Source organism: Saccharopolyspora terrae (assembly GCF_004348435.1).
GTDB lineage: Bacteria > Actinomycetota > Actinomycetes > Mycobacteriales > Pseudonocardiaceae > Saccharopolyspora > Saccharopolyspora endophytica.
In genome coordinates this window covers 14,983-38,603 of record NZ_SMKS01000026.1, presented here as the reverse complement: position 1 = coordinate 38,603, position 23,621 = coordinate 14,983, and the positions used below count along the sequence as shown (strand labels likewise).

At 70.3% G+C, this 23,621-nt stretch carries 22 protein-coding genes; 11 read left to right on the top strand and 11 right to left on the bottom strand.

The features are described from left to right. Positions 1–38 precede the first annotated feature (38 nt). The gene (gene idi / locus E1181_RS16245; RefSeq protein WP_132675683.1) at positions 39–617 is read right to left on the bottom strand and encodes an isopentenyl-diphosphate Delta-isomerase; all 579 of its coding nucleotides are present in this window, start codon (positions 615–617) and stop codon (positions 39–41) included. A gap of 267 nt (positions 618–884) precedes the next feature. On the opposite strand from idi, the gene E1181_RS16240 reads away from it, so the two are divergent. From E1181_RS16240 to E1181_RS16225, 4 genes are all read left to right on the top strand, one after another. Further along, positions 885–1,859 carry a M28 family metallopeptidase gene (locus tag E1181_RS16240; RefSeq protein ID WP_132675681.1) on the top strand — a complete coding sequence of 325 codons (975 nt, stop codon included), beginning with the start codon at positions 885–887 and terminating at the stop codon, positions 1,857–1,859. Positions 1,860–2,097: 238 nt separating this feature from the next. Further along, the gene (locus E1181_RS16235) at positions 2,098–2,415 is read left to right on the top strand and encodes a (2Fe-2S)-binding protein (RefSeq protein ID WP_235876810.1); all 318 of its coding nucleotides are present in this window, start codon (positions 2,098–2,100) and stop codon (positions 2,413–2,415) included. Further along, a complete protein-coding gene (locus E1181_RS16230) occupies positions 2,412–3,722 on the top strand; it encodes an FAD-dependent oxidoreductase (protein ID WP_132675678.1) in 1,311 nt (436 codons plus the stop codon). Before E1181_RS16235 ends, E1181_RS16230 begins: the two co-directional genes overlap by 4 nt. A 20-nt stretch (positions 3,723–3,742) precedes the next feature. Continuing rightward, positions 3,743–4,282 (top strand): GNAT family N-acetyltransferase, encoded by a 540-nt coding sequence (locus E1181_RS16225; protein WP_132675676.1) that lies wholly within the window; start codon positions 3,743–3,745, stop codon positions 4,280–4,282. A gap of 83 nt (positions 4,283–4,365) precedes the next feature. Here E1181_RS16225 and E1181_RS16220 read toward each other — a convergent pair whose 3' ends face one another. Further along, on the bottom strand, positions 4,366–5,925 hold the full coding sequence (locus E1181_RS16220; protein WP_132675674.1) for an aldehyde dehydrogenase family protein: 1,560 nt from the start codon (positions 5,923–5,925) through the stop codon (positions 4,366–4,368). Between the two features lie 319 nt (positions 5,926–6,244). Between E1181_RS16220 and E1181_RS16215 the strand changes: the two genes are divergently transcribed. Beyond that, the gene (locus tag E1181_RS16215; RefSeq protein ID WP_132675672.1) at positions 6,245–7,054 is read left to right on the top strand and encodes an SGNH/GDSL hydrolase family protein; all 810 of its coding nucleotides are present in this window, start codon (positions 6,245–6,247) and stop codon (positions 7,052–7,054) included. A gap of 84 nt (positions 7,055–7,138) precedes the next feature. Here the strand turns inward: E1181_RS16215 and E1181_RS16210 are convergent, their stop codons facing one another. Further along, on the bottom strand, positions 7,139–7,912 hold the full coding sequence (locus E1181_RS16210; RefSeq protein WP_132675670.1) for an SDR family oxidoreductase: 774 nt from the start codon (positions 7,910–7,912) through the stop codon (positions 7,139–7,141). Further along, positions 7,912–8,808 (bottom strand): dihydrodipicolinate synthase family protein, encoded by an 897-nt coding sequence (locus E1181_RS16205; RefSeq protein ID WP_132675668.1) that lies wholly within the window; start codon positions 8,806–8,808, stop codon positions 7,912–7,914. Before E1181_RS16205 ends, E1181_RS16210 begins: the two co-directional genes overlap by 1 nt. 526 nt (positions 8,809–9,334) lie before the next feature. On the opposite strand from E1181_RS16205, the gene E1181_RS16200 reads away from it, so the two are divergent. The 4 genes from E1181_RS16200 to E1181_RS16185 all read left to right on the top strand — a co-directional run bounded on the left by E1181_RS16200 (position 9,335) and on the right by E1181_RS16185 (position 12,139). Then, positions 9,335–10,438, top strand: coding sequence for a J domain-containing protein (locus E1181_RS16200; protein WP_132675666.1), 1,104 nt, complete (start codon positions 9,335–9,337; stop codon positions 10,436–10,438). Between the two features lie 98 nt (positions 10,439–10,536). Then, positions 10,537–10,941, top strand: coding sequence for a DoxX family protein (locus E1181_RS16195; RefSeq protein WP_132675664.1), 405 nt, complete (start codon positions 10,537–10,539; stop codon positions 10,939–10,941). Between the two features lie 33 nt (positions 10,942–10,974). Beyond that, positions 10,975–11,367 (top strand): VOC family protein, encoded by a 393-nt coding sequence (locus tag E1181_RS16190; RefSeq protein ID WP_132675662.1) that lies wholly within the window; start codon positions 10,975–10,977, stop codon positions 11,365–11,367. Positions 11,368–11,455: 88 nt separating this feature from the next. Then, a complete protein-coding gene (locus tag E1181_RS16185) occupies positions 11,456–12,139 on the top strand; it encodes a dienelactone hydrolase family protein (RefSeq protein WP_132675660.1) in 684 nt (227 codons plus the stop codon). A 363-nt stretch (positions 12,140–12,502) separates the two neighbouring features. On the opposite strand, the gene E1181_RS16180 is transcribed toward E1181_RS16185, so the two are convergent. From E1181_RS16180 to E1181_RS16160, 5 genes are all read right to left on the bottom strand, one after another. Then, positions 12,503–13,672: an NAD(P)/FAD-dependent oxidoreductase gene (locus E1181_RS16180; RefSeq protein ID WP_132675658.1), complete on the bottom strand. Its 1,170-nt coding sequence runs from the start codon at positions 13,670–13,672 to the stop codon at positions 12,503–12,505. Beyond that, complete coding sequence (locus E1181_RS16175; RefSeq protein WP_132675656.1) at positions 13,669–15,102, bottom strand: sodium:solute symporter family protein; 1,434 nt, start codon at positions 15,100–15,102, stop codon at positions 13,669–13,671. Before E1181_RS16175 ends, E1181_RS16180 begins: the two co-directional genes overlap by 4 nt. 18 nt (positions 15,103–15,120) lie before the next feature. Beyond that, complete coding sequence (gene solA / locus E1181_RS16170; RefSeq protein ID WP_132675654.1) at positions 15,121–16,248, bottom strand: N-methyl-L-tryptophan oxidase; 1,128 nt, start codon at positions 16,246–16,248, stop codon at positions 15,121–15,123. 75 nt (positions 16,249–16,323) lie between these two features. Next, positions 16,324–17,046 carry a GntR family transcriptional regulator gene (locus E1181_RS16165; protein ID WP_132675652.1) on the bottom strand — a complete coding sequence of 241 codons (723 nt, stop codon included), beginning with the start codon at positions 17,044–17,046 and terminating at the stop codon, positions 16,324–16,326. Positions 17,047–17,196: 150 nt separating this feature from the next. Next, positions 17,197–17,964, bottom strand: a complete 768-nt coding sequence (locus E1181_RS16160; RefSeq protein WP_235876809.1) for an SDR family oxidoreductase — start codon at positions 17,962–17,964, stop codon at positions 17,197–17,199. Here E1181_RS16160 and E1181_RS16155 point away from each other — a divergent pair. Beyond that, the gene (locus E1181_RS16155) at positions 17,918–18,214 is read left to right on the top strand and encodes an SbtR family transcriptional regulator (RefSeq protein WP_235876808.1); all 297 of its coding nucleotides are present in this window, start codon (positions 17,918–17,920) and stop codon (positions 18,212–18,214) included. The two genes, E1181_RS16160 and E1181_RS16155, sit on opposite strands and share 47 nt — an antisense overlap. A 43-nt stretch (positions 18,215–18,257) precedes the next feature. Here the strand turns inward: E1181_RS16155 and E1181_RS16150 are convergent, their stop codons facing one another. Continuing rightward, entirely contained in the window at positions 18,258–20,360 is a 2,103-nt protein-coding gene (locus E1181_RS16150; RefSeq protein ID WP_132675650.1) for an acetate--CoA ligase family protein, read from the bottom strand. Positions 20,361–20,614: 254 nt separating this feature from the next. On the opposite strand from E1181_RS16150, the gene E1181_RS16145 reads away from it, so the two are divergent. After that, a complete protein-coding gene (locus E1181_RS16145; protein ID WP_132675648.1) occupies positions 20,615–21,940 on the top strand; it encodes an MFS transporter in 1,326 nt (441 codons plus the stop codon). 67 nt (positions 21,941–22,007) lie between these two features. Here the strand turns inward: E1181_RS16145 and E1181_RS16140 are convergent, their stop codons facing one another. Then, complete coding sequence (locus E1181_RS16140) at positions 22,008–23,540, bottom strand: UxaA family hydrolase (protein ID WP_132675646.1); 1,533 nt, start codon at positions 23,538–23,540, stop codon at positions 22,008–22,010. Between the last annotated feature and the right edge of the window lie 81 nt (positions 23,541–23,621).

Sequence of the window (23,621 nt, the reverse complement as noted above, 5' to 3'; positions counted from 1 at the left end):
TCAGCTGAGTCCCGGGGCCGCTCGGTGTTGCGCGGTTCTCAGGCCACGCGGGCCGCCGGCGGGAGGTTCGCCGGGGTGCCGATGGGCCACTGCGCGGGTTCGGGCCCCAGCTCGGTGAGCTCCCGCACCTGCAGCGCGCACCAGGGGGAGACCTCGGTGTCACCGGAGAGGACCCCGGTGCTGAACTCCTTCCAGCGCACCCAACGAGTCGACGCGACCTCGTCCGGGTTCGGCGCGGGGGTGCTGTCGGTGAAAGCGACGAACACAGGGCACATCTCGTTTTCCGTGACCCCGTTGTCCATTGTGGCCTGATAGCGGAACGCGGGCAGCGCCAGTTCGAGCCCGCGCACCCTCAGGCCGAGCTCTTCGCCGAGCCGGCGGGTGATGGCGGCCTTCATCTCCTCCTCCGGAGCCGGGTGTCCGCAGCAGGTGTTGGTCCACACGCTCGGGAAGGTCCGCTTGTGGTGCGCCCGCTGGGTGAGCAGGAATTCGCCGTGGTCGTTGAACACGTAGCAGGAGAACGCCAGGTGCAGCGGCGTCTCCTGGTGGTGCACGGTCGCCTTGTCCTCGACGCCAATCGCCTGGCCGGCTTCGTCGAGCAGGACCACCTGTTCCACGTGCGGTACCTCCATGGGGTAGTGGGGTGTCGCACCAGCTTGCCTCAGCACCGCCGGGAGAACAACGCGAGCCCTGATCGGCCGAGCGCAGCGAGCGTCCGGCCGTGCTCTGCAACCGTGAGATCCCACCGCGAATACGGGAAAAACGTTTTGGTGAGGCGACTTTTGGTCAAAACGGTCTTCCTGGTGATCCCCGCCGATACGTTCGCCTGGCGAATACGCGATCGATCGAGATCGACTCCGACATCGACGAAGGGGATCGCGGAGATGCCGAACCGCCCGATGCTCGCCACCGCTGCCGCGCTCGCGGCGGCCGCAGCGCTGGTGCTGCCCACCGCGGCCGTTGCCGAGAACAGCGCACGCGCCGGTGCCGTGGCCGTGCAGGACCACCTGCAGGAACTGCAGAACATCGCCGGTGCCAACGGCGGGAACCGAGCCGCCGGCACGCCCGGCTACCAGGCTTCCCTGGACTACATCAAGGGCAAGCTCGACGAAGCCGGTTTCACCACGGCGGTCCAGGAGTTCGACTCCCTCGGCGGTCCCACCTACAACCTGATCGCCGAAACGCCGGGTGGTGACGCCAACAAGGTCGTCATGTTCGGCGCCCACCTGGACAGCGTGGGCGAGGGGCCGGGGATCAACGACAACGGAACCGGTTCGGCCGCGATCCTGCAGGCCGCGCTCGACTACGCGGCCGGCGGTGAAACGCCGACCAACAAGCTCCGCTTCGCCTTCTGGGGCGCGGAGGAAGAGGGCCTGGTGGGCTCCACCCACTACGTGGAGACGCTGCCGGAGGCCGAGCGCGGGAAGATCGCCGCCTACCTGAACTTCGACATGGTCGGCTCGCCCAACGCCGGCTACTTCACCTACGACGGCGACGACTCCGACGGCGTCGGCGCCGGTCCGGGCCCGGAGGGCTCGGCGCAGATCGAGAAGCTCCTCAACGACTCGCTGGGTGCGGCCGGTGCGCCCGCCGAGGGCACCGATTTCGACGGTCGATCCGACTACGGTCCGTTCATCGAGGTCGGCATCCCGGCCGGTGGCACCTTCACCGGCGCGGAGGAGACCAAGAGCCCGGAGCAGGCCGAGAAGTGGGGCGGCCAGGCCGGTGAGGCGTTCGACGCCTGCTACCACCAGGCCTGCGACACCGTCGAGAACGTCGACGCCCAAGCCCTGGAGCGCAACTTCGCGGCCATCGCCAACGCCGTGAAGACCTACGCGGCGCAGTTCCCGCAGCCGTAGATCTCAAGCCATCGGGAGAGGGAAGAGGCCGTCCCCGGCAGCACCGCAGCGCAGGCGGTGGCTGCCGGGGACGGCCGTTCTCGCGCATCAGTCCCATGTCTGACGGGCCTACATCAATGGATTGATGCGCGATCTGTTCTGGGGCAGTTCAATTTCTCCTGTCGGTTCGATCGGGAACCGAGCGCACCGGGCACGGGTGAGAGCGCCATGCCGGTGCAGATCCAGGAGGTGGCGGCTGTTGACCGGACCGTACCTGCTGCCCGCCCACCTGGACCCCGTGCAACCGCGCTACCAGGCCAGCTTCGCCGTCGAGGTGGACGGACGCCGGGTCACCGCGCACGCCGGGCAGACGGTCGCCGCCGTGCTGATGTCGCTGGGGTTGACCTCGTGGCGCGAATCCGGTGGTCGCGGCCGGAGGCGCGGGCTGTTCTGCGGGATCGGCGTGTGCGCCGAGTGCGTGCTGGTGGTCAACGGGACCCCGGGCGTCCGCGCCTGCCTGCGGTCGGTCGAACCCGGCGACGTGATCAGCACCCGCGGCCGTGAGGAGCGGGGATGAGCGTCGTGGTCGTGGGTGCGGGCCCGGCCGGCATGACCGCCGCCCTGAACGCCGCCCGAGCCGGGGCCGAGGTGCTGCTCGTCGACTCCTCGAACGCACTGGGCGGGAAGTACCACCAGGCGCCGCCCGAGCAGTTCGGCCTAGCCCAACCGCAGCGGATCCGGCGAGCGCAGGGGAGTTTCACGACCCTCGCCGAGGAGATCGGCGCGCACCCGCGCATCCGGCGGTTGTCCGGCGGCGTTCGGTCGCTGGACGGGCACGACGTCCACGTGAGCACCGGACCCGGGGACGCGGGGGAGACCTTCCACGCCGACGCGCTGGTGCTGGCCACCGGAGCGCACGACCGGGTGCTGCCGTTCCCGGGCTGGGAGCTGCCCGGCGTGTTCACCGCCGGGGCCGCGCACGCTTTGGCGAGTGGCCAGCGGATCGCGGTGGGCAGCCGGGTGCTGGTCGCGGGAACCGGGCCGCTGCTGCTGCCGGTCACCGAATCGCTGCTGGGCGTGGGCGCCGACGTGGTGGCCGTGCTCGACGCGGGGAGCCCTACGGCCTGGTTGCGGCGAGCACCGGATCTGGCAGGTCAGTGGGACAAGCTCGCCGGGTTCGCCGGTTACCTGCGCAGACTCGTCGGCAACACGCAGTTCCGCACCCGAGCCGGGGTCGTGGCGGCGGTGGGCGAGGAACGGGTCAAGGAGGCCGTGGTCGCCAAGCTCGACGCGCGGTGGCGGCCGGTCCCGGGCACGCACCGGAGGATCCCGGTGGACGCGATCTGCGTCGCCCACGGCCTGGAACCGCGCCTGGAACTCGCGAGAGCGGCAGGCTGCGAGATCGAGGACGGCTTCGTGCGGGTCGACGGAGCGCAGCGGAGCTCGACGCCGTGGGTGTTCGCGGCAGGTGAGGCCACCGGCATCGCCGGAGCCCGTGCCGCAGCGGCGGAGGGTGCCGTCGCGGGTCTCGCCGCGGCGGTGCACGTCGAGGCGACCACGTGGCGCGAGGTCGAAAAACCCGCTCGCCGAGCCATGCTCGTCGTCCGATGTGGACAGCGCTTCGGCCGGGCGATGGCGTCGGCGACCCGCATCGGTGAGGACTGGAACGAGTGGCTCACCCCGCAGACCGTCGTCTGCCGCTGCGAAGAGGTTCCCTACCAGGCCCTTCGGGACAGCGCGCCCGCCCAGCGCGACGCGAGCTCGCTGAACCTGTCCTGCCGCGTCGGGCTCGGGTCCTGCCAGGGGCGGATGTGCGGGCGCAATGCCAGCGAGCTCGCCGAGAACCTGATCCGGACGTCGGCGAAAGAGCCCCCGGTCGCCTGATTCCTGCCATCATGTGCCGCATGGCCGAATTGCGGACCGCGCACACCGCGGACCTCGACGTGGCGAGTCTGCGCGCGGCGCGCGGGCTGCTGTGGGACGTCTTCGTCGAGGACGACGCCATGACCGAAGCCGACTGGGAGCACTGCCTGGGCGGCATGCACGTGCTCGCCTGGGAGGGCGATGAACTGGTCGGGCACGCCGCGCTCGTGATGCGGCGCCTGCTGCTCGGCGACCGCGCCCTGCGCACCGGCTACGTGGAGGGCGTCGCGGTGCGACGAGACCGCCAGGGGCGGGGCATCGGCGCCGCCCTCATGGCCGAGGTCGAGCGCATGATCCGCGCGGCCTACGACCTCGGGGCCCTCGGAGCCAGCGAAGCCGGCCGCCCCTTCTACGAAGCGCGGGGCTGGAAGCCCTGGCCCGCGCCGACCAGGGCTCTCACGCCCACCGGGATCCACCCGACCCCCGACGAGGACGGCTGGATCTACTACTACCCGGCCGGGGCCGCCCTCGACCGCAGCATGCCGCTCACCTGCGACCCCCGCCCCGGCGAACCCTGGTGATCGCGCCGGGCGCGAGCGGCCGCCCGCAGATGACGAACGGGGAACCCCGCCGCAGCGGGGTTCCCCGTTCGCTCGCGCCGCGATCAGGTCTGCGGATAGCGGTGGTAGCCCGGGAAGTTGCCGTAGAGCTGCTCTCCCGGAGGCCCCTGGGTGACAGCGTGGACCAGGTGCTGGCCCCCGACGAACGCGCCCTTCCACGACGCGCCCCGGCCGCCGAACGGCTCGTCCCGGTCACCGCGCGAGCGCGGCTTGTTGATGCCGACCTTGAACGCCTGGACGCTCTCGGCCAGCTCGGCGGCGAACGACTCGTCGTCGCAGGCGACGGTGGCGACGAGCGCGCCGTTGGAGGCGTTCATCTGCGCCAGCAGCTCGGCCTCGGTGTCGACCACGACGATGGTGTCGACCGGCCCGAACGGCTCCTCGTGCATGAGCCGGCTGGCACCCGGCGGCGCCAGCAGCGTCACCGGTGCGGCGTAGGCGGAGACGTCCTGACCTTCCAGGAAGCGCCCCTGGGAGCGGTCGCCGTGGTGCAGCGGAACGGCACCGTGGCGCAATGCCTCGGCGACCCGGCCTTCCAGCTCGGTGGCCTTCGCCGCCGAGATCAGCGGGCCGAAGTCCAGCGCGGGCGGCTCGCCGTTCTCGCCGGCCAGCGGGTGGCCGAAGCGCACCGATTGCACCACCGGGAGGTAGGTGGCGAGGAACTTGTCCACCAGCTTCCGCTGCACCACGAACCGCGGGTAGGCGGTGCAGCGCTGCTTGGCGTACTCGAAGCCCTTGCGCAGGTGCGCGCTCAGCCCGTCCCAGTCGGAGAACTCCCACAGGCCCCAGGTGTTGAGGCCCTCCTGCTCCAGCATGTGCCGCTTGCCGGTGTCGACCAGCTGCGCGGCGATCTTGCCGCCGTTGGATCGTCCGCCGACGAACGCGAGCGCGCCCACCTCGGGCGAGCGCACCAGCGGGTCCGACAGGGCCGACCCGTCCCCGGACAGCAGTGTGGCCGGTAGCCCGGCGCGGGCCATCAGCGCGTGCGCGACGGTGAGCGTCACCGCGCCGCCCTGCGTCGGGGTCTTGGCGATCACGGCGTTGCCCGCGAGCAGCTGCACCAGCTCGGCGTGCACCAGGACGCTCATCGGGTAGTTCCAGCTGGCGATGTTGCTCACCGGGCCGGGCAGCGGCTGGCGCTTGTACGGGGCGCCCTCCACGTCCTGGTTGAGCATCTGCTCGGTGTGCTCGGCGTACCAGCGCACGCCGTCGAGGCAGCGATCGACGTCGGCGCAGGCGGCCTTCCACGGCTTGCCGATCTCCCAGGCGAGCAGCAGTGCGAGGTCGTCGCGGACCTGCGACATGGCCTCGACCGCGCTGGTCACCGCTTCCCGACGCTGCTCGAAGGTCGTCTGCGCCCACGCCTGGTGGGCCCTGGCCGCTGCGCGCACGGCGTCCTGCGCGGTCGCGGCGTCGATCTTGGGCAGCTGGGAGAAGACAGTGCCGTCCACCGGGGTGACCTGCGGGGCGGGCTCCCCGACGGCCTGCCAGCGGCGGTCGATGAGGTTGCGGGGCACGCCGTCGTCGAACGCCTCCGGCACTGCGGCGATGGCCCGCGAGAGCACCGCCGAAGCGGTGTGGTGATCGGGAACCCGGAGTGTCATACGCCCTCCTCAAAAGAGTGGGATGGGGTGCCGGGAGGCATAGGACTATGCCAGGTCGTGAGGCGCAGCGCCTGCTGCAATCGTACGAATTCGAACAAAACGTACGTGCGTCTTGTGAGCCCTTTCAGAGCCTCGCCGCTCCGGCGGCATTGGGAAAACCGGCGAAACCGGATCCCGGAACTGTCCTGATGGCGGCTACCGGTGTGACGTTCGAGCTGCTGCGGGAGCCGGTTACTGGCGGGTACTCGCCAAGTTCTCCGAAATTCGGCGCGGACTTCCTTGAATGAAGGAGCTTTTCGCGCTCCGAACGGAGGAAAACATGCGTCACGCAAGGTACCTCATCGGTGCGGTGGCAGCCTGCACGGTCGTCTCGGGCACGGCCGCACCGGCCTTCGCAGCTGATTCCGACTCCGCATCCGCCGCCGAAAACTACGTCGCCCTGGGCGACTCCTACGCCTCGGGAACCGGCACCCGGGAGTACTTCGAGGACAGCGGGAGTTGTCTTCGAAGCCCCAAGGCATATCCGCAGTTGTGGGCCGACTCGCACGGAGTCGCCAGCTTCGAGTTCGCGGCCTGCTCCGGTGCCGTCACCGACGACGTCAACGCCGACCAGCTCGGCTCGCTCAGCGCCGACACCACGCTGGTCACCATCTCCATCGGCGGCAACGACATCGGATTCGTCGACGTCATCACCAGCTGCGTCGCCGGCACCGACGAGGGCTGCGACAACGCCGTCAACGACGCCTCCGAGGAGGCCCGCAACGAGCTGCCGGCCAAGCTCGACTCCACCTACGCCAACATCCGCTCCGCGGCGCCCAACGCCGAGGTCGTGGTGCTCGGGTACCCGAAGATCAACGAGATGGGCGACTGCGGGATCCCGTTCTACTCCGAGTACAAGCGCCAGCGGATCAACGAGGGCGCCGACGAACTCGCCTCGGTGATCTCCGAACGCGCCTCGGCCGCCGGGTTCTCCTTCGCCGACCCGCGAAGCGCCTTCGAGGGGCACGGCGTCTGCGCCTCCGACGAGTGGATCAACGGTCCGAGCAACCCGATCCAGGAGTCCTTCCACCCCGACGTCGACGGGCACGCCAACGCGTACCTGCCGACCCTGAACTCCGTCACCGGCTGACACTCCCGGAGGCGGAAGAGGCGTGTCGCGCGGAGAAACCTCCCGTCGTTCCGCGCGGCACGCCTCGTGCGGCCATCGCTGGTGTCACAAGGTCGGGACGAGGCCCCCGTCGCAGCGGATCGCGGTCCCGGTGATGTAGGAGGCGTGGGCGCTGCACAGGAACGCTGCCGTGGCGCCGAATTCGGCGGGCTCGCCGTAGCGCTTGGCCGGAATCGCGGCCTCTCCCCGGGCGCGGACCTCCTCGACCGGCAGGCGTTCGCGCTCCGCCGTGGCGCCGTCCAGCGACGACAGGCGGTCGGTGGCGATCCGGCCCGGCAGCAGGAGGTTGGCGGTGACGCCCTCGTCGGCCACGTCGATGGACAGGCTCTTCAGGTACGCCGCCAGCGCGCTGCGACCGATGTTGGACAGCGCGAGGTTCGGGATCGGGGCCTCCACGCCGCTGGAGGCGATCGCCAGCAGCCGGCCCCAACGGCGCTCCCGCATCCCCGGCAGCACGCCGCCGACCAGCTTCTGGTGCACCAGCAGCAGGTTCCGCACCGCCTCGGCGGTGTCGTCCGGGCCGACCTCGGAGGCGCTGGCCGGGCGCGGCCCGGGACCGTTGAGCACCAGGATGTCGATCTGCCCCAGCGCGTCCTGCGCCGCCGCCAGCAGCTTCTCGGCCCCGCCCGGCGCGGTCAGGTCCACTTCGACGCCAGTGGCGCCGGGCAGTTCGGCGGCGATCGCCTGCGCGCGCTCACCACGACGGCCGGACACCACCACGTTGACGCCCTCGGCTGCCAGCGCCCGCGCGGTCGCCTCACCCAATCCACCTGTCGAGGCGCAGACCAGCGCATTGCGGCCGGCGATTCCCAGATCCATCAGTTCTCCATGTTCTCCACGGCCGCCAAGTGCCGATCCAGTTGTTTCTCCAGGCTCTCCGGCATGCCGGGCGCAGGTGCGCGCACCCGCGATTCGGCGATGAGGCCCCGTCGGCGCAGCGCCTCCTTGCGGATCGCCAGCCCGATGCGGGCCTGAGCCTCGAAGTTCACCAGCGGCAGGTACCGCAGGTACGCCTCGAGCGCCGCCTGGTAGCCGCCCCGCCTCCACGCGTCCACGCAGGCCTTGAGCCCCTCGGGGAACGAGAATCCCGTCATCGCTCCCGCCGAGCCCGCGGCCAGCTCGTCCAGCAGTCCGACGCCGCCGAGCCCGCCGAAGACGGGGACACCGGTGCGAGCGGTCAGCGTGGCGATCGCCGGGGGAGTGGGCGGGGCCTCGGCCTTGACCGCCGTCACCGATTCGACCTGCTCGACTGCCGAGGCCAGGTCGACCGCGCTGATCGACACGCCGGTGACCAGCGGGTAGTCCTGCACGACCAGGCCGGCGCCGGTCGCGGCGTGCAGCGCGTTGAGCTGGGTGGCCAGCAGCGCCGGGTCAGCGGTGTTGACCTGCACCATCGCCCCGGCCAGCTGGTCGCCGACCACGTCGGCGGCCAGTTCGACTTCTTCGGTCACGGGTGCCGGCGAGGTGCTGGAGGCACCCACCACGATCGGCAGGTCCACGGTTTCCACCATGACTTCGAGCACCGCTCGCTTCTCGGCCGCAGACAGGCGCACCGCCTCGCCGAAGACGCCGAGCACGGTCAGCCCGGTGACGCCGATCCGGCGGTAGTGCCCGACGAGCTTCGACAACGACGCCAGATCGACGTCCTGTGTGGACTCGGTGAACGGGGTGGCGACCACGCCCCAGACGCCGGGAGCGAGCGGATCCGCAGCCATCTGCACCCTTTCAGCCAGCGGCTCGACCGGCGATCTTATGCACGTCGAATCAGATCGCGTCAAGGTCGCGCCCCGTGATCTCGGCCTGGCTGAGGGGCGTCCAACCAGGCACCCGGCCGAACGGTTCGCGGGTTCGGGAGTCGATTTCGCCCACAACGCCGCCTCGATCGGCTATGGTGGACGGCGATGCCGGACGGGTCCCCGCCCGCAGAGCATTCACCCAGACTTACGCGGTCGTGCACCGCACAGCAGGCCGAGCCGGTCCCAGGCGCCATCCAGGACCGAGCCCGGCTCCCGGATGGCCAAAAGGGAGGGGCGGCGGAGCGCCGCCTCGGTCATCCGCGTGGAAGAGCCCGCTGGCCAAGCAGGTCAGCGGGTTTTTTCGTGCCCGCCGGGCGGTCGGTGGTCCGGTTCGTGGTGATTTCCTGCCGGTCGGTTGATCTTGATCTCGGCTCACGTCCTATCATTGCCGGGCGTTCTCATTGCAGCTCGTTGTTGCCGCGCGGTCCGGGAGGCGGGGAGGGTAGTGCGCGGGGTCGACTACTACGAACTCCTCGGTGTGGGGAGCGACGCGACGCCGGTCGAGATCAAATCGGCTTATCGGACGCTCGCCCGCACCATGCACCCCGACGTCGGCGGTAGCGACGGTGCGTTCCGGCTCCTCCAGGAGGCCTACGAGACGCTCACCGACCCGGTGCGTCGCGCTTCCTACGACCGCGCCCGGCGCCGTCCGGTCGAGGCCGAGACCGCTCCGCCGAGGCGTCCGCGACGGCCGGGGGGAACAAGGCGGCCCGGTCGCGACTTCGGGGAGGACCCCGACTACGTGCCCCGGATGCCGCGGGTGCGGCTCGACGACCTCGACTGGTGGGACGGCGTCGACCCGCAGGCGCGAGTGCAGTACCTGCCGGTTCTCGGCCCGGACCGGATGCCGACGTTCGCGCTGGTCGGCGCCTGGTCGTTGCTGCTGCTGGCCGGGGTGGCCGTCGAGCTCAACGCGGTGCTGATGGCCACCTGGCTGGGCCTGCTGATCAGCTCCGGGGTCGTGATCGTGGTGCTCCTGCGCCGCCACATCGGCGCCCACCGGGACCATCGGATGTTCACCGCCGAGTTCGGCAACCAGCGCATCTTCGGGCTGCCCGACATCCAGCACGAGCGGGCCCAGCTGCTCACCGCCGAGCTGTGCGCGAAGTACCTCATCCGGTTGCCCGGTGTGCGTGTCTTCCACGGTCTGACCTGGCCGGACTCGGTGTTCGAAGACGTCCACCACGCGGTGCTGTGCGGACGCCGGCTGGTGCTCGTGGAGTCCAAGAGCTGGTTGCCCGGGCATTACACGACCGACGAGAAGGGGTCGCTGTGGCGCAACGGGCACCCGTTCCGCGGTGGTGTGACCCGTCTGAACGAGGGCGTGGCCAACTTCGAGGCGCTGCTGCCCGAGGTCGAGGTGCGCGGTGCGGTGCTGATCTACCCCAGCCGAGCCGGCGAGATCACCACCGTCGAGCAGCCTGACGAGCAGGTCGTGCCGATGACCCCGGCGCAGTTCGTCAAGGACATCGGGCACTGGCTCGCCCAAGACCCGGTCACCGTGGACCGCGACGTCTTCACCACCGTGCTCGACCAGTTGGTGGACTGACACCCCTTTTCGTCGGCGACCACCGATGAGTTTCCAGCGCGCGTCGAGTCGATACCTGCGATCGAATCTCAACAGCGCGATGGGAAGGGTGCGTCCGAATGACTACGAGTGCGAACGAGACCAAGGTTCCGCCGGGACGGGCGGTCAACATCGGGCTCTGGGTGCTGCAGGTGCTGCTCGCCGCGTTCTTCGTCTTCGCGTCGGTCCCGAAGCTGCTCGGTGATCCGATGGCCGTGCAGATGTTCGACCTGATCGGCTTCGGGCAGTGGTTCCGCTACCTGACCGGGGCGGTCGAACTGCTCGGTGCGATCGGCCTGCTGATCCCGCGGCTGTGCGGGCTCGCGGCGTTCGGGCTGGCGCTGGTGATGGTGGGCGCCGTGCTGGCGCAGATCTTCCCGCTCGGCGCCCCCGTGGTGGCCCTGTCGCCGCTGGTGCTGGGCGTGGTGCTGCTGCTCGTCGCGTGGGCTCGGCGCGGCACCATCCCCTTCCTCGCCCGATCCTGACAGTTCCGACCTCAACTGAGTGGAGTGATGACGATGGCCATGAAGACCTTCCTCAACCTGCCCGTCAAGGACCTGAATCGGTCGGTGGAGTTCTTCACCGCGCTGGGGTTCACCTTCGACCAGAACTTTACCGATGAGAACGCCACCTGCATGGTGATCAACGACGACAGCTACGCGATGTTGCTGGTGGAACCGTTCTTCAAGTCCTTCATCACCAAGGACCTGGCGGATTCGACCAAGGTCACCGAGGTCATCACCGCCCTCACCGCCGACTCGCGCGAGGAGGTGGACCAGCTCGTGGCGAAGGCCCGCGAGGCGGGGTCGCCGCGCATCGGGGAGGTCGTGGAAGAAGGCCCGATGTACAGCCGGAGCTTCGAGGACCCGGACGGGCACACCTGGGAGATCTTCCACATGCCGCTCGACTGAGGGCTGCGATCAGCTGTTCGCGGCGGGATCATGGTGCGGGCACGAGCGGCCCCGGCGAACGGTCATCCTCCGACGAAGGAGCACGAGCGTGACGAACCCGCACCAGAACGTCAGCTTCGCCAGCAACGGGCGGACCGCCCACGGCTACCTGGCGACTCCCGGGCGACCGGGCCCGGGAGTGGTGGTGATCCAGGAGTGGTGGGGGCTGACCGACCACGTTGCCGATGTCGCGAACCGCTTCGCCGCCGAGGGCTTCGTGGCCCTGGCCCCGGACCTCTACGGCGGCCACACCACGCACGACGCGCAGGAAGCCGCCCGGATGATGCAGGAGCTGCCGGTCGACCGGGCGGCTCGTGACCTGGCAGGCGCAGTGGACTACCTGCTGGGGCACGAACTGGTGACCGGGTCGGCCGTCGGCACGGTCGGCTTCTGCATGGGAGGCAAGTTCGCGCTGGTCCTGGCGGCTCAGCAGGGTGACCGCATCGGCGCCGTCATCCCCTTCTACGGGATTCCCCCGGTCGAGACGGACTTCTCCGCGATGACGGCACCGATGCTCGGCCACTTCGGCGAGTACGACCGCGGCGTCACGGTGGACGCCGTCGGCGAGGTGGCGGACAAGATCAAGAAGCAGACGGACGTCCACCCCCAGATCCACGTGTACGCGGCGGGCCACGCGTTCTTCAACGACCAGAACCCCGCGTCGTACCACGAGGAATCGGCCCGCGTCGCCTGGCCGCGCACCCTGGACTTCCTGCACCGCCACCTGGGCTGAGCTTTCCCACTGTGGAGTTCTCAAACAACAGCCGTGCTCTGGAGGGGCGTACCGGGTGGCCGGTTTCCGCGGAGGCCGGTCCTCGGTGATCATCTGACGGCGCCTGGCTCGTGATCCCGTGGTCTGGGGACCAGCACGCGAGTCACGTCGCGCTAGGCGGAGTTCCGCGCCACGCCGCCACATCCAGGTGCTCGCAACCGGTGTCGGGTCAATGCCCGCTTCATCGAACTCATGTGCCCATTGTGCCGCCGGGCATTCGAAAACGCGAGCGAATAGCGATCGCTGGATGGGATGATCCACCTGATCACGCTCCGAAATCGATTGGAGCGGAAAGCGTTTCATCACACCACTGCGGAGTGATCGTCATTGCTGGCCGGCGAACCGCACCTTCTGCAAGGGCGGCAACGAGTCTCGACCGACGAGACGGTCAGGGCGGAAGTGGCTGAGCTCGGGAGCCGTGTCACCGCCGAGCACCTCGGACGCGGCGAGTCTGCCGAGCAGCGGTCCCAGCGTGACCCCGCTGTGCGTGGCCAGCACGTAGACCCGACCGGTCTCGCCGAGGAAGCCCGCCGCCGTCAACCCGTCACCGGGCATCGACCGCTGTCCGACCCGGATGGACTCCAGCACCGCGCCGGAGGTCCCCGCCAGCAGGTCGTTCAGCCGCCGGCACAGCTCCTGGGCGTGGTGGCCGTCCACCGCAGGCGGATTCGCCGGGTCCGCGTCGGCGTCCAGGTCCAGGCCCTGCGCCACGAGCCGCCCGCCGCCGTCGGGGCGCACGTTCAGGGCAGGCGTGGTGAGCACGGCGTCCAGCCGGGTCGGCAGCGCAGCGGTGTAGCCCAGCAGTCCGACGGTGGCCGATCCCGCGACGTCCGGATCGGCCATCGCCACTCGGTGACCGGTGGTCGCGGTCAGCGCCTCGGTCCACCGCCCGGCCGCGAACACCACCGCGTCGGCGGTGGCGACCTCGCCGTCCGACAGGGTGATCCGCACCCCGTCCCCGGTCTCGGACACCGACACGACTTCGGCCGGGCACCGCAGCTCGGCGCCGTTCTCGCGGGCCTCTCCCCACAAGCGCGCGACCAGCAGAGCCGGGATCAGGTGGCCCTCGGTGGGGTAGTGGGCGATGTCCCGCACGCCGTCGGGAACGAGGAGGTCGGGGACCAGGTCGCGGGCCTGCGAGGGCCCGATCCACTCCACCGGGTAGTCCCGCTCCTCCAGTTCGCGCACCGATGCGGCCAGCCGTTCGGTCCCGTCGGGGTCGTCGGCCCACTCGATGTTCCCGCCGAGTGTCAGCCACGGCGCGCACCGGCCCGGCGAGGCCGCCAGGACGTCGTGCTCGGCCATGCCCGCCACGTTCAGGTCGTGGTACGGGCGCGGGTTCTTGCTGTGCGAGTTCACCCAGGCGAACGAGGTGTTCGAGGTGCCCGCCAGCGGGGCGGTGCGTTCGAAGACGGTGACCTGGGCACCTGCGAGGCTCAGCGAGCGCGCGGTTGCCGCGCCCAGGACGCCCAGGCCGATCACGGCGATGTTCATGCTCGGACTGCCCTTTCGTTCTCGACTGCGGGACGGGCGGGGGTCAGCAGCGCGGTTCCCAGCACTGCCGCGGCCGAGACGGCGATGCCGTAGACCGCGTAGGGCACGGTGGTGTCGGCGAGCTGGGCGAGGGCGCACCCCAGGATGCCTGCGACCATGCCCGCGATGGCGGCGGCCGGGGTGAGCCGGCGTCGCCGGTGCAGCAGGTACCCGAGGAAGATCGGCGCCGCCAGCGCCGCCGCGGAGTAGGCGTAGGTCGCCACCAACCAGGTCAGCGCCTTCGGGAACAGGATCGCCAGCACCGCGGCGAGCACCGACACGACGACGGTGATCATCCGCGAGAGCGTGACGGTCTGCCGCTCACCGGCCTGCTTGCCCGCGATGTTCTGGTAGACGTCGCGGGTCAGGTTGGCCACCACCGACTGCAGCGCGGCACCGGTGGTGGAGATGATGGTGGAGACCAGGAACGCGCCGAAGACGATCACCAGCCAGGTCGGCAGCTGGGTGAGCAGCCAGCCTGCGGCGTCCTCCTCGTTGGCCAGGCCCGGGTTCATCGAGTGAACGGCGAGACCGATGCACCCGGCGTAGACGCCTCCGATGAGCATCGTCAGGCCGGAGAGGCCCAGCCCGCGGCGGGCGTCGGAGACCTTCTTGGTGGCGAAGACCCGCTGGTAGTAGAGCTGGTTGGTGAGGGTTCCGGGCAGGATCGCCGCGACCCACAGCCAGATCTGGTCCCAGCCGACCGCCGTGAACCCCTCCCAGCCCCACAGCCGCTGCGGGACGGTCGCGGTGATCTGGCCCCAACCACCTGCGAGGTGGACGGCGTAGGCGGCCACGCCCAGCGACATGGCGATCATGAAGATGCCGAACACGAAGTCGGTCCAGGCGACCGAGGTCAGGCCGCCGGGCAGCACGAACAGCAGCGACGCCACCATGATCAGCAGGACCAGCGCGGTCGGTGACACGCCGGTGAGCTGGCCGAACAGCTGCGCGAACGCCACGAACTGGGTCGCGAGCCAACCGAACGGCACGACCAGGGCGGCCAGCGCGGCGATCGCGATGGCCAGCCGGTTGCGGCCGAAGAGCTTGGTGATGATGTCGGGAACGGTGGTGAAGCGCTGCTCGCGCAGCCACTTCGCGATCCACATCAGCACCAGGAACCCGACGAGCACGCATCCCTCGTAGAGGAAGACCGACCACCCGGAGCGGTAGCCGATGCCGACGTGCGCGATGAGCACGCCGCCGCCGGTGGCGGTGGCGAATTGGGTGATGATGACGACGATCAGCGGCAGCGATTCACCCGCGGACAGCCAGTCCGCGGAGTTCTTCGCCTTGCGTCCGAAGTAGACGGACATGCCGATGCCGAATCCGATGACCAGCAGGCTGGCGATGATGATCCCGGCGATCTGGCCGGTGGAACCGGTGAGCATGGTTGGCCTCCAGTGGGCTCACAGCGGGAAGCGGTTCGGGTCGAGCGTTGCGATGTCGTGTGAGGTGCCTCCGGTCAGCGCGAGGTCCGCGCCGATCTCGCCGAAGGCGGGCGCGAGCTTGAAGCCGTGCCCGGAGAACCCGGTCATGACGGTGGCCCGGTGGTGACCCGGGAGCGGGCCGAGCAGGGCGTGGTCGTCGGGGGTGAAGCCCTCGGCGAAGGTGCCGGTCCGCATCGGGTGCGGTGTCACCCCCGGCAGCAGTCGCGCGGCGGCGGCCGAAGCGGCTCGTGCGTGGTCGGTGGCGGAGGTGCGGGGGAGGTCGTCGGGGCCGTCGAGCTCGGTCCACCCGAGGTGGTGCGGCACGATCTTGATCGCGATTCCGTCGAGCGCGGGGAAGCAGGAGAACCCGGCTTCGGCGTGCCTGCGGATGGCGATGGGCAGCGACTCCGGTGAGTGCGCGGCGACGTCGCGCGCGGCGAACCAGTAGGCGGTGATCAACCGTGCCTGGACCGGGAGGTTCCGCAACGCCGCGAGTTGTCGTGCCCACGGGCCGGGCGCGAAGATCACGTGGTCGACGTCGAAGGTGGTGTCGTTGCTGGTGATCCGCCAGCCGTCCGCGGTCTCGGTGGCGTCGGTGACGGGGTGGTAGGACAGGATCCGGGCCCCCGCCGCCTCGGCGGACCGCAGCGCGGCCTGCACGGCGGGTTCCGGTCGCAGCACGCCTGCCGCCGGGTCGAGCACCATGACCTCGCCGTCGTCGATGCGGTGCTGCGGGAACCGCTTTCGCGATTCGGCGGTGTCGAGGACCTCGTGGTCGAGCCCGGCGTCTTCGGCGCAACGGCGCACGGCCGCGACGTCGGTGTTGTCGGGCGCGCCGATGGTCAGCCCGCCGCACATCGTCAGCAGGTGCGCGTCCGCGCCGCGTTCCAGCTCGCGCCACAGCGCTTCGGCGCGTTGCAGCAGCGGCACGTAACCGGCGCCTTCCTTGTAGGCGGTGCGGAAGATGCGGGATTCGCCCGCTGAGGCGCCCCGGTCGTGGCCGGGGCCGTAGGCGTCGAAGGCCAGCACCTCGGCTCCGCGCAGCGCGAGCCGCCAGGCCGTCATGGCACCGATGACGCCGGTGCCGATCACCGCGACGCGAGTCATGAACGCTCCTCCAAGGTTTTCCGGGCAGGCTGAACGAACGGTTCCGTCGTGAAACCGCTGTGGGCGAAGGGGGGATCAGCGGTCCTGCGTGGACAGGACGCTGTGCTCGATGAAGAACTCGACGAGGTCGGGCCGGATGATGTGCCACATGGCTTCGGCGAGCTTGCCGTCGGTGAGCCAGGTCAGCCGGCGCAGCCGGATCACGGCCTGGCCGGGGGTGAGGTGCAGCCGGGACGCGGTGTCGTCGTCGAGCAGCACCGGGTCGATGTAGACGCGGGACTTGGCCGCGGAGACGCCGTTGCGGGAGAAGTAGTCGTGCACGGTCAGGTGGGCCAGGTCCTCGTCGAGCAGTCGTGGTGCCAGCGAGAACGGGACCGCGGAGAGTTCGACGGCGATCGGGTTGTCGTCGACGTCGAACTTGAGCCGGCGCAGCTGCGTCACCGGCGCGTCATCGTCCACCCCGGGCATCTCCACGTCGGCGTCGCGCGCCGGGATGACCGCAGCGGAGTCCACCGCGTGCCGCCCGGGGATCTCCGGGCCCTGCAGCGCGGGGTTGACCAGGCGCAGCAGGTTCTCCTGCCGCGCGCCTTCGGCGACGAACGTGCCGCGCCGACGGTGTCGTTCCACCAGCCCGGCCTGGGCCAGTTCGGTCAGCACCCGCTGCGCGGTGGCACGGCTGACCGAGTACTGCTCGCGCAGCTCCGCCTCGGTGGGGAGTTTGCTGCCGGGCAGCAGCGCACCCGAGCGGATCCGCTGCTCCAGTTCGGTGCGGATGCGCAGGTACGCCGGGGTTGCCATGGACGGAATCTAGCTCCGCGCATTTGACCGGTCAATAGAGAATTCGAACGGTCAAAAGATGTAACTCGACGTTGACAGGGCACGACCGAACCGCGAACGTGCGGCGATGGCCGCGCGAGCCGCAGGAATCACGGCCGCTGACCGCACCGGTCAGCCCTGCCTGGTGGGGCGGATGGTCAGGTCGCCGATCTCGACGTCGTCGGGCTGCTCGATGGCGAAGGCGATGGCTCGCGCCACGGCTTCCGGGCTGATTCCGAGCGCGTCCATCGCTTGCTGGGCCTGCGCTCGCTGTTCCGGATCCTCGACGTGGTCGACGAGTTCGGTGCGAACGTATCCCGGCGAGATGGAGGTCGTGCGCAGCACGCCGTCCGTCGACTCCTGGCGCAGCGCTTCCAGCAGCGTGCGCACGGCGTTCTTGGTGCCCGCGTAGACGGCTTGCGTCGGGACGATCTTCAACCCCGAGGTCGACACCGTGGTGACGAGGTGCCCGCGGCCTTGGCTCCGGAAGACCGGCAGGGCGGCGGCGATGCCGTGCAGGACGCCGCGCAGGTTGACATCGATCATGGCGTCCCAGTCGTCGACGTCGAGGTCGGCGAGGGGTGCGATCCGGGCGACTCCGGCGTTGCTCACCAGGACGTCGAGGCGTCCGAACCGGTTCACCGCCAGGTTCACCAGCCGCTCGACGTCGGCGCGCTGCGCGACGTCGACTTCCAGCGTCTCCACCCGACCGCCCTCGGTTCGGATGCGCGCGGCGAGCGCGTCCAGCCGGTCGGTGCGCCGAGCGCCCAGCACGACGGCCGCGCCTCGGGCCGCGAGCTCCAGCGCTGTCGCCTCACCGATCCCGCTGCTGGCTCCGGTGATGGCGACGATCTTGTCGTCCAGTCGGCTGCAGCGGCTGGTCGAGTACGCGCGGGTCAAGCGCGGTGTCGTGGCGGCGATCGAGGCGTCGGCGTGGCGCGATCTCCACTCGGACCAGCACCAGCGCCTCGACGACGCGCTCGAGGTGCTGCTCGAGCGGGGGAGGGCCGCCGGCGAGGTGCGCGACGACGTCGGCGCGGCGGACGTCATCCTGCTGCTGGGCGGGTTGGCCCGCGTTCCCGAAGCCGAATGGGACGCGCGGGCTCAGCCGATGGTGTCGGTCATCGTCGACGGGCTTCGCGCGCGTTGATCGAGGAGGCGGGAAGCCGTTGTCCCGCAAGGCGCTCCCGCGATCAGGTCAGGATGGCGAGGCAGTCGACCGCCACTGCGCCGTTCTCGTCGATCAGCAGTGGGTTGACGTCGAGTTCGGCGAGGTCGTCGGCGAGGTCGTGGGCCAGCCAGGACAACCTGGCGATGGCGTCGGCCGCGGCGTCGAGATCGCGCGGGGCCTGACCTCGGACGCCCGCGAGCACCTCGCTGCCGCGCAGGGAAACCAGCAGTCGCTTCGCCGAGGCGGTGTCCAGGGGTGCGACGCCGACCTGGCTGTCGGCGAGGACGTCGACGAGGACGCCGCCGAACCCGACCACCACGACCGGGCCGAACGCGGGGTCGCGCTTGATGCCGACGATCAACTCCGTGCCGGTCGTCATCCGCTGCACGAGCAGCTTGGCGTCCGGATCCAGTCGCAGCAGGTCATCGGCCGCTTCCAGGATCTCGGCGTCGGTGGACAGGTTCAGGCGCACTCCACCGATGTCGGACTTGTGGCCGATGGTGCGGGACAGGAGCTTCACCGCCACGGGCGTGCCCAGGTCGTGCGCGGCGGCGACCGCGCTCTGCGGGTCCTTGGCGGGGAAAGCGCCCGCGCAGGGCACTCCGTAGGCGGCGATGAGCCTGCTGGACTCGTGCTCGTCGAGCTGCCTGCGTCCGTGATCGCGCGCTTCGCACAGGATCGCGCGCACCGCGCGGCTGTCGATGTCGCGCGGCCGCTTCGGGCTCGGCGGGGCCGGGCGCAAGCTGTACCCGGCCAGTGCGCCCAGTGCCGCAGCCGCGCGCCCGGGGTCGGTGAAGCACGGAATCCCCAGCTCTCGCAGCCATTCCCGGGGACGCCCGCTGCCGCCGGTCCACACCACGACCAGTGGCCGGTCGGTGGAGCGGTAGGCGTGCTCGACGGCGCCGATGAGCTCGTCCGCGACGTGGTCGGAATTGCCCAGCAGGACCGCGATCATGTCCGAGCCGGGGTGCTCCACCGCGATCTCCAGGGCGCGCCGCAGCATCGCCGGGTCGCTGATCAGGTTCGCGGTGAGGTCCACCGGGTTGCGCGGGGAGCCGAAGGAGGGCAGGACCTCGGCCATCCGGTGCTGCCACTCGGGTTCCCACGGGGCGACGTCCAGGTCGTGGCGGGCGGCGGCGTCGGCCATCAGCACGCCGGCGCCGCCGGACAGCGACAGCGTGGTCAGGCGCCTGCCTCTGGCCCGGCGACCGTCGGCGAAGATCATCCCCGCGTCGAGCAGGTCCTCCATCCCCTCCACCCGGACCACGCCGAACTGCCGCACGACGCCGTCGAAGACCGCGTCCTCACCGGCCAGCGACGCGGTGTGCGACGCCGCAGCCCTGGCGCCGGCGTCCGACCGCCCCACCTTGACCGCCAGGACGGGTTTGTCCAGTTCGTGGGCTCGGCGGGCCACGGTCAGCAGTTCCCGGCCGTCGTGGACGCCTTCCAGGTAGGCCATCAGCACCCGGACCTCGTCGAGCTCGACCAGCCCGCCCAGCAGCTCGGCGACCGACAGGTCGGCTTCGTTGCCGGTGTTGAGGAAGTGCGAGATGCCGATCCCGGCGTGCTGGGCGGCGGAGAAGATGAAGGTCCCGAACGCGCCGCTCTGGCTGACGAACGCCAACGGCCCCTCGCGCAGCTGGAAGTCCCCGTCCATCGCCGAGGTGAACGTCGGCATCGCCTTGTCGCGCAGGCTGAACATGCCCAGGCAGTTCGGCCCGAGCACCCGGATGCCGGTCTCGGAGACGACCTCGCTGAGCTGCTGCTGAAGTCGCGCCCCCTGCTCGTCGAGCTCGGCGAATCCCGCCGCGCCCACGATCGCCGCCGGAATCCCCCGATCGGCGCAGTCCCGGACGGCGTCGACGACCTGGTCGGCGGGAAGCATGATCATCGCGAGGTCGATCTCGCCGTCGACGTCGGCCAGCCGCGGGTGAGCGGGGATTCCCTGCACCCGCGCGCGCAATGGGTTGATCGGCAGCAGCCTGCCCGCGTAGCCGAAGCGCTTCATCAGCGCGATCGCGCGGCCGGAGAGCTTGACCGGGTTGTTCGAAGCACCGAGGACTGCGATCGACCTCGGGTGCAACATGCGGTGGATCGCCGGATGCGGGGCCGTGGTGCCGTCCATCGCGCTCCATCCCACCTGGCGCGTTGCTGCGCCGGTGTTTTCGATGCGTCGGTGCCCGCAGCGTCGCGGGCACCGGGTTCGAGGCTAGGCGAGCGTCGCTCCGGGGCCAAGACTCGAATCGACGTCCCTCCACTGTGGAGCATGTGGTGCAGTCCACTCGCGAGATCGCTAACCCCGGAGCTCCGCGAAACGAAGTAACGGATGAGTAAGCGTTCGCTGGACGTTGTTGACATGAAGAACACGGGAGGGCATTCGTGGCTGCCGACCGACCGGAGAGTCGGGCATGGTGGATCTGGAGCGTGGCGGTGGTCGCCTACCTCGCCGCGGTATTTCACAGGGGCAGCTTGGGGGTTGCCGGGACGCAGGCGCTCGATCGGTTCGACGTCGGACCGGCCGCGCTCAGCGCGTTCACGGTGCTGCAGGTCGGCATCTACGCCGGCATGCAGATTCCCACCGGTTTGCTGGTGGATCGCTTCGGCGCACGCCGGGTGATCACCACGGCGGTGTTGTTGCTGGGGACCGGCCAGGCGCTGTTCGCGCTGGCCGACACGTACGCGATGGGGCTGGCCGCGCGCGGCGTGCTGGGCCTGGGCGATGCGTTGATGTGGGTGAGCATTCTGCGCCTGGTGGCGGCGCACTTCTCGGCGCGGCGCTACGCGCTGGTGGCCACCATCTCCAGCGCTCTGGGGGCGCTGGGTGGTGTCGCGGCCACGTTCCCGCTGGCCGCGGCGCTGCGCACGATCGGCTGGACCGGGACGTTCCTGCTGGTGGGTGCGCTGACGATGGCCTACGCGGCGGTGACGGTCTCGGTCGTGCGGGACACCACGCCGAAGGCCTCGGCTCCCCAGAGCGGGGGAGCGGTGCTGGCTCAGGTGCGGGACGCGTGGTCGGTGCCGGGAACGCGGCTGGCGTTCTGGACGCACTTCTGCACCATGTTCGTCTCGGGTGCGCTGACCCTGCTGTGGGGTTTCCCGTACCTGGTCGACGGGCTCGGCGTGGCGGCCTCCACGGCGAGCGTGCTGCTGAGCCTGCTGATCATCGGCCAGGTCGTGGGCGGCCCGCTGGTCGGAGCGCTCATCGGTCAGCGTCCGGAGTGCCGGATGTGGCTGGTCATGGGCTATCTCAGCCTCAACGCGCTGTCGTGGTGCGCGCTGCTGACCTGGCCGCAGGGTCGGCCGCCGCTGGCGGTGATCGCGGTGGCGTTCCTGATCTTCGCCATCGGCGGTCCGGTGTCCTCGGTGGCCTTCGCCCTGGTGCGCGACTACAACTCGCTGCGCCAGGTCGGCACCGCCACCGGTGTGGCCAACGCCGGCGGGCACTCGGCCACGGCGCTGGGCGTGCTGACCGTGGGTCTGGTGCTCGACATGTTCGAGTCGATGCCCGGCGGTTCGGAGTACCGGGTGGCGATGCTGGCCCTGGTCGCGCTGCTGATCTTCGGCGCCTCGCGCACCTGGGTCTGGTGGCGCCGTGCCCGCGCCGAGGTCTTCGCGGCCGCGCAGCGCGGTGAGCAGGTGCCGGTCTTGCTGCACCGCCACCGCTGGGACCTGGAGATCCCGCGCCGCGAGCCCGTAGCGGCCTGATCGAGGAGCGGTTCCGCCGAACCCGGGTTCGGCGGAACCGCTCTCACGGCAAGGGGAACTCCGGCGCTCAGAGCACGGTTGAGAGGTGCCAGGGGACGAATTCCTCTTCGCCGTAGCCGAGTTCCTCGCTCTTGGTCTCCTCGCCCGAGGCGACGCGCAGGATGTGCTGGAAGATCTGCTCGCCCATCTGCGCCACCGTCATCTCGCCGTCGGCGATGACGCCGCAGTTGATGTCCATGTCGTCGGTCATCCGCTCGTACAGCGGCGTGTTGGTGGCCAGCTTGATGCTCGGCGCCGGCTTGCAGCCGAACGCCGAACCGCGCCCGGTGGTGAAGCACAGCAGTTGCGCGCCGCCCGCGATCAGCCCGGTGGCGTTGACCGGGTCGTAGCCGGGGGTGTCCATGAACATCAGCCCGCGGTCGGTGATCGGTTCCGCGTACTGCAGGACGTCGACGAGGTTGGTGGTGCCGCCCTTGGCGGCCGCGCCGAGCGACTTCTCCAGGATCGTGGTCAGCCCGCCCGCCTTGTTGCCGGGGGAGGGGTTGTTGTTGATCGAGCTGCCATCGACCTGGACGTGCTTCTCCCACCAGTCGATCCGGTCCACCAGCTTCTCGCCGACCTCGCGGCTGACCGCGCGGCGGGTGAGCAGGTGCTCGGCGCCGTAGATCTCGGTGGTCTCGCCGAAGACCGCCGTGCCGCCGTGGCGGATCAGCAGGTCCGCCGCCGCGCCGAGCGCCGGGTTGGCGGTGATGCCGGAGTAGGCGTCCGAGCCGCCGCACTCCATGGCCAGCACCAGCTTGTCGGCGCCGACGGTCTGCCGCTGGTGGGAGTTGGCGATCGGCAGCATCTCCTCGATGCGCCGGACGCCCTCGGCGACGGTCTTCTTGGTGCCCCCGAACTCCTGGATGGTCATCGCGTGCACGGGCATGTCGTCGGGCAGCTTCAGGTCCTCGGTCAGCGCCCTGACCTGGTTGACCTCGCAGCCCAGTCCCAGCACCAGGAGTCCGGCGATGTTGGGGTGCCCGGCGTAGCCCTGCAGCGCCCGGCGCAGGACTTCGAAGCCCTCGTTGCCGCGTCCGCTGTGCCCGCAGCCGAGGGTGTGGGTGAGCGGGCAGATGCCGTCGACGTTCGGGTAGTCGTCGAGGATGCCGGAGGCCTCGACGCGGCGGGCGATCATCTTCGCCGCCGTCGCCGAGCAGTTCACCGAGGTCAGCACCGCGAGGTAGTTGCGGGTGCCGACCCGGCCGTCGGGCCGCACGAAGCCCTGGAACGTGGCGCGCTGGTCCTCGGGCACGTAGTCGGTGGTGGTGACGTCGGCGCCGAAGGCGTGTTCGCGCTGGAACTCCTGGTAGGCGACGTTGTGGGTGTGGACGTGCTCACCGGCGGCGATGTCGCGGGAGGCGAACCCGATGATCTGCCCGTACTTGCGCACCTCCGCCCCCTCCGCGATGTCGGCGGTGGCGACCTTGTGCCCGCGCGGCACCGCGTTCGTGATCTCGAGTCCGGAGTAGGTGCCGGGCTCGATGTCCTGCCGGGCGATGAGGACGGAGTCCTCCTCGTGCAGGCGGAAACCCAACTGGTCCAAGGTCGGCGACGACAACCCGATCACCCTCGCTTCAGAAATGTGAAGTCACTTCGTCGTGGTGAACCGGATGCTAAACGTGCGAACGCCCGGTGTCAC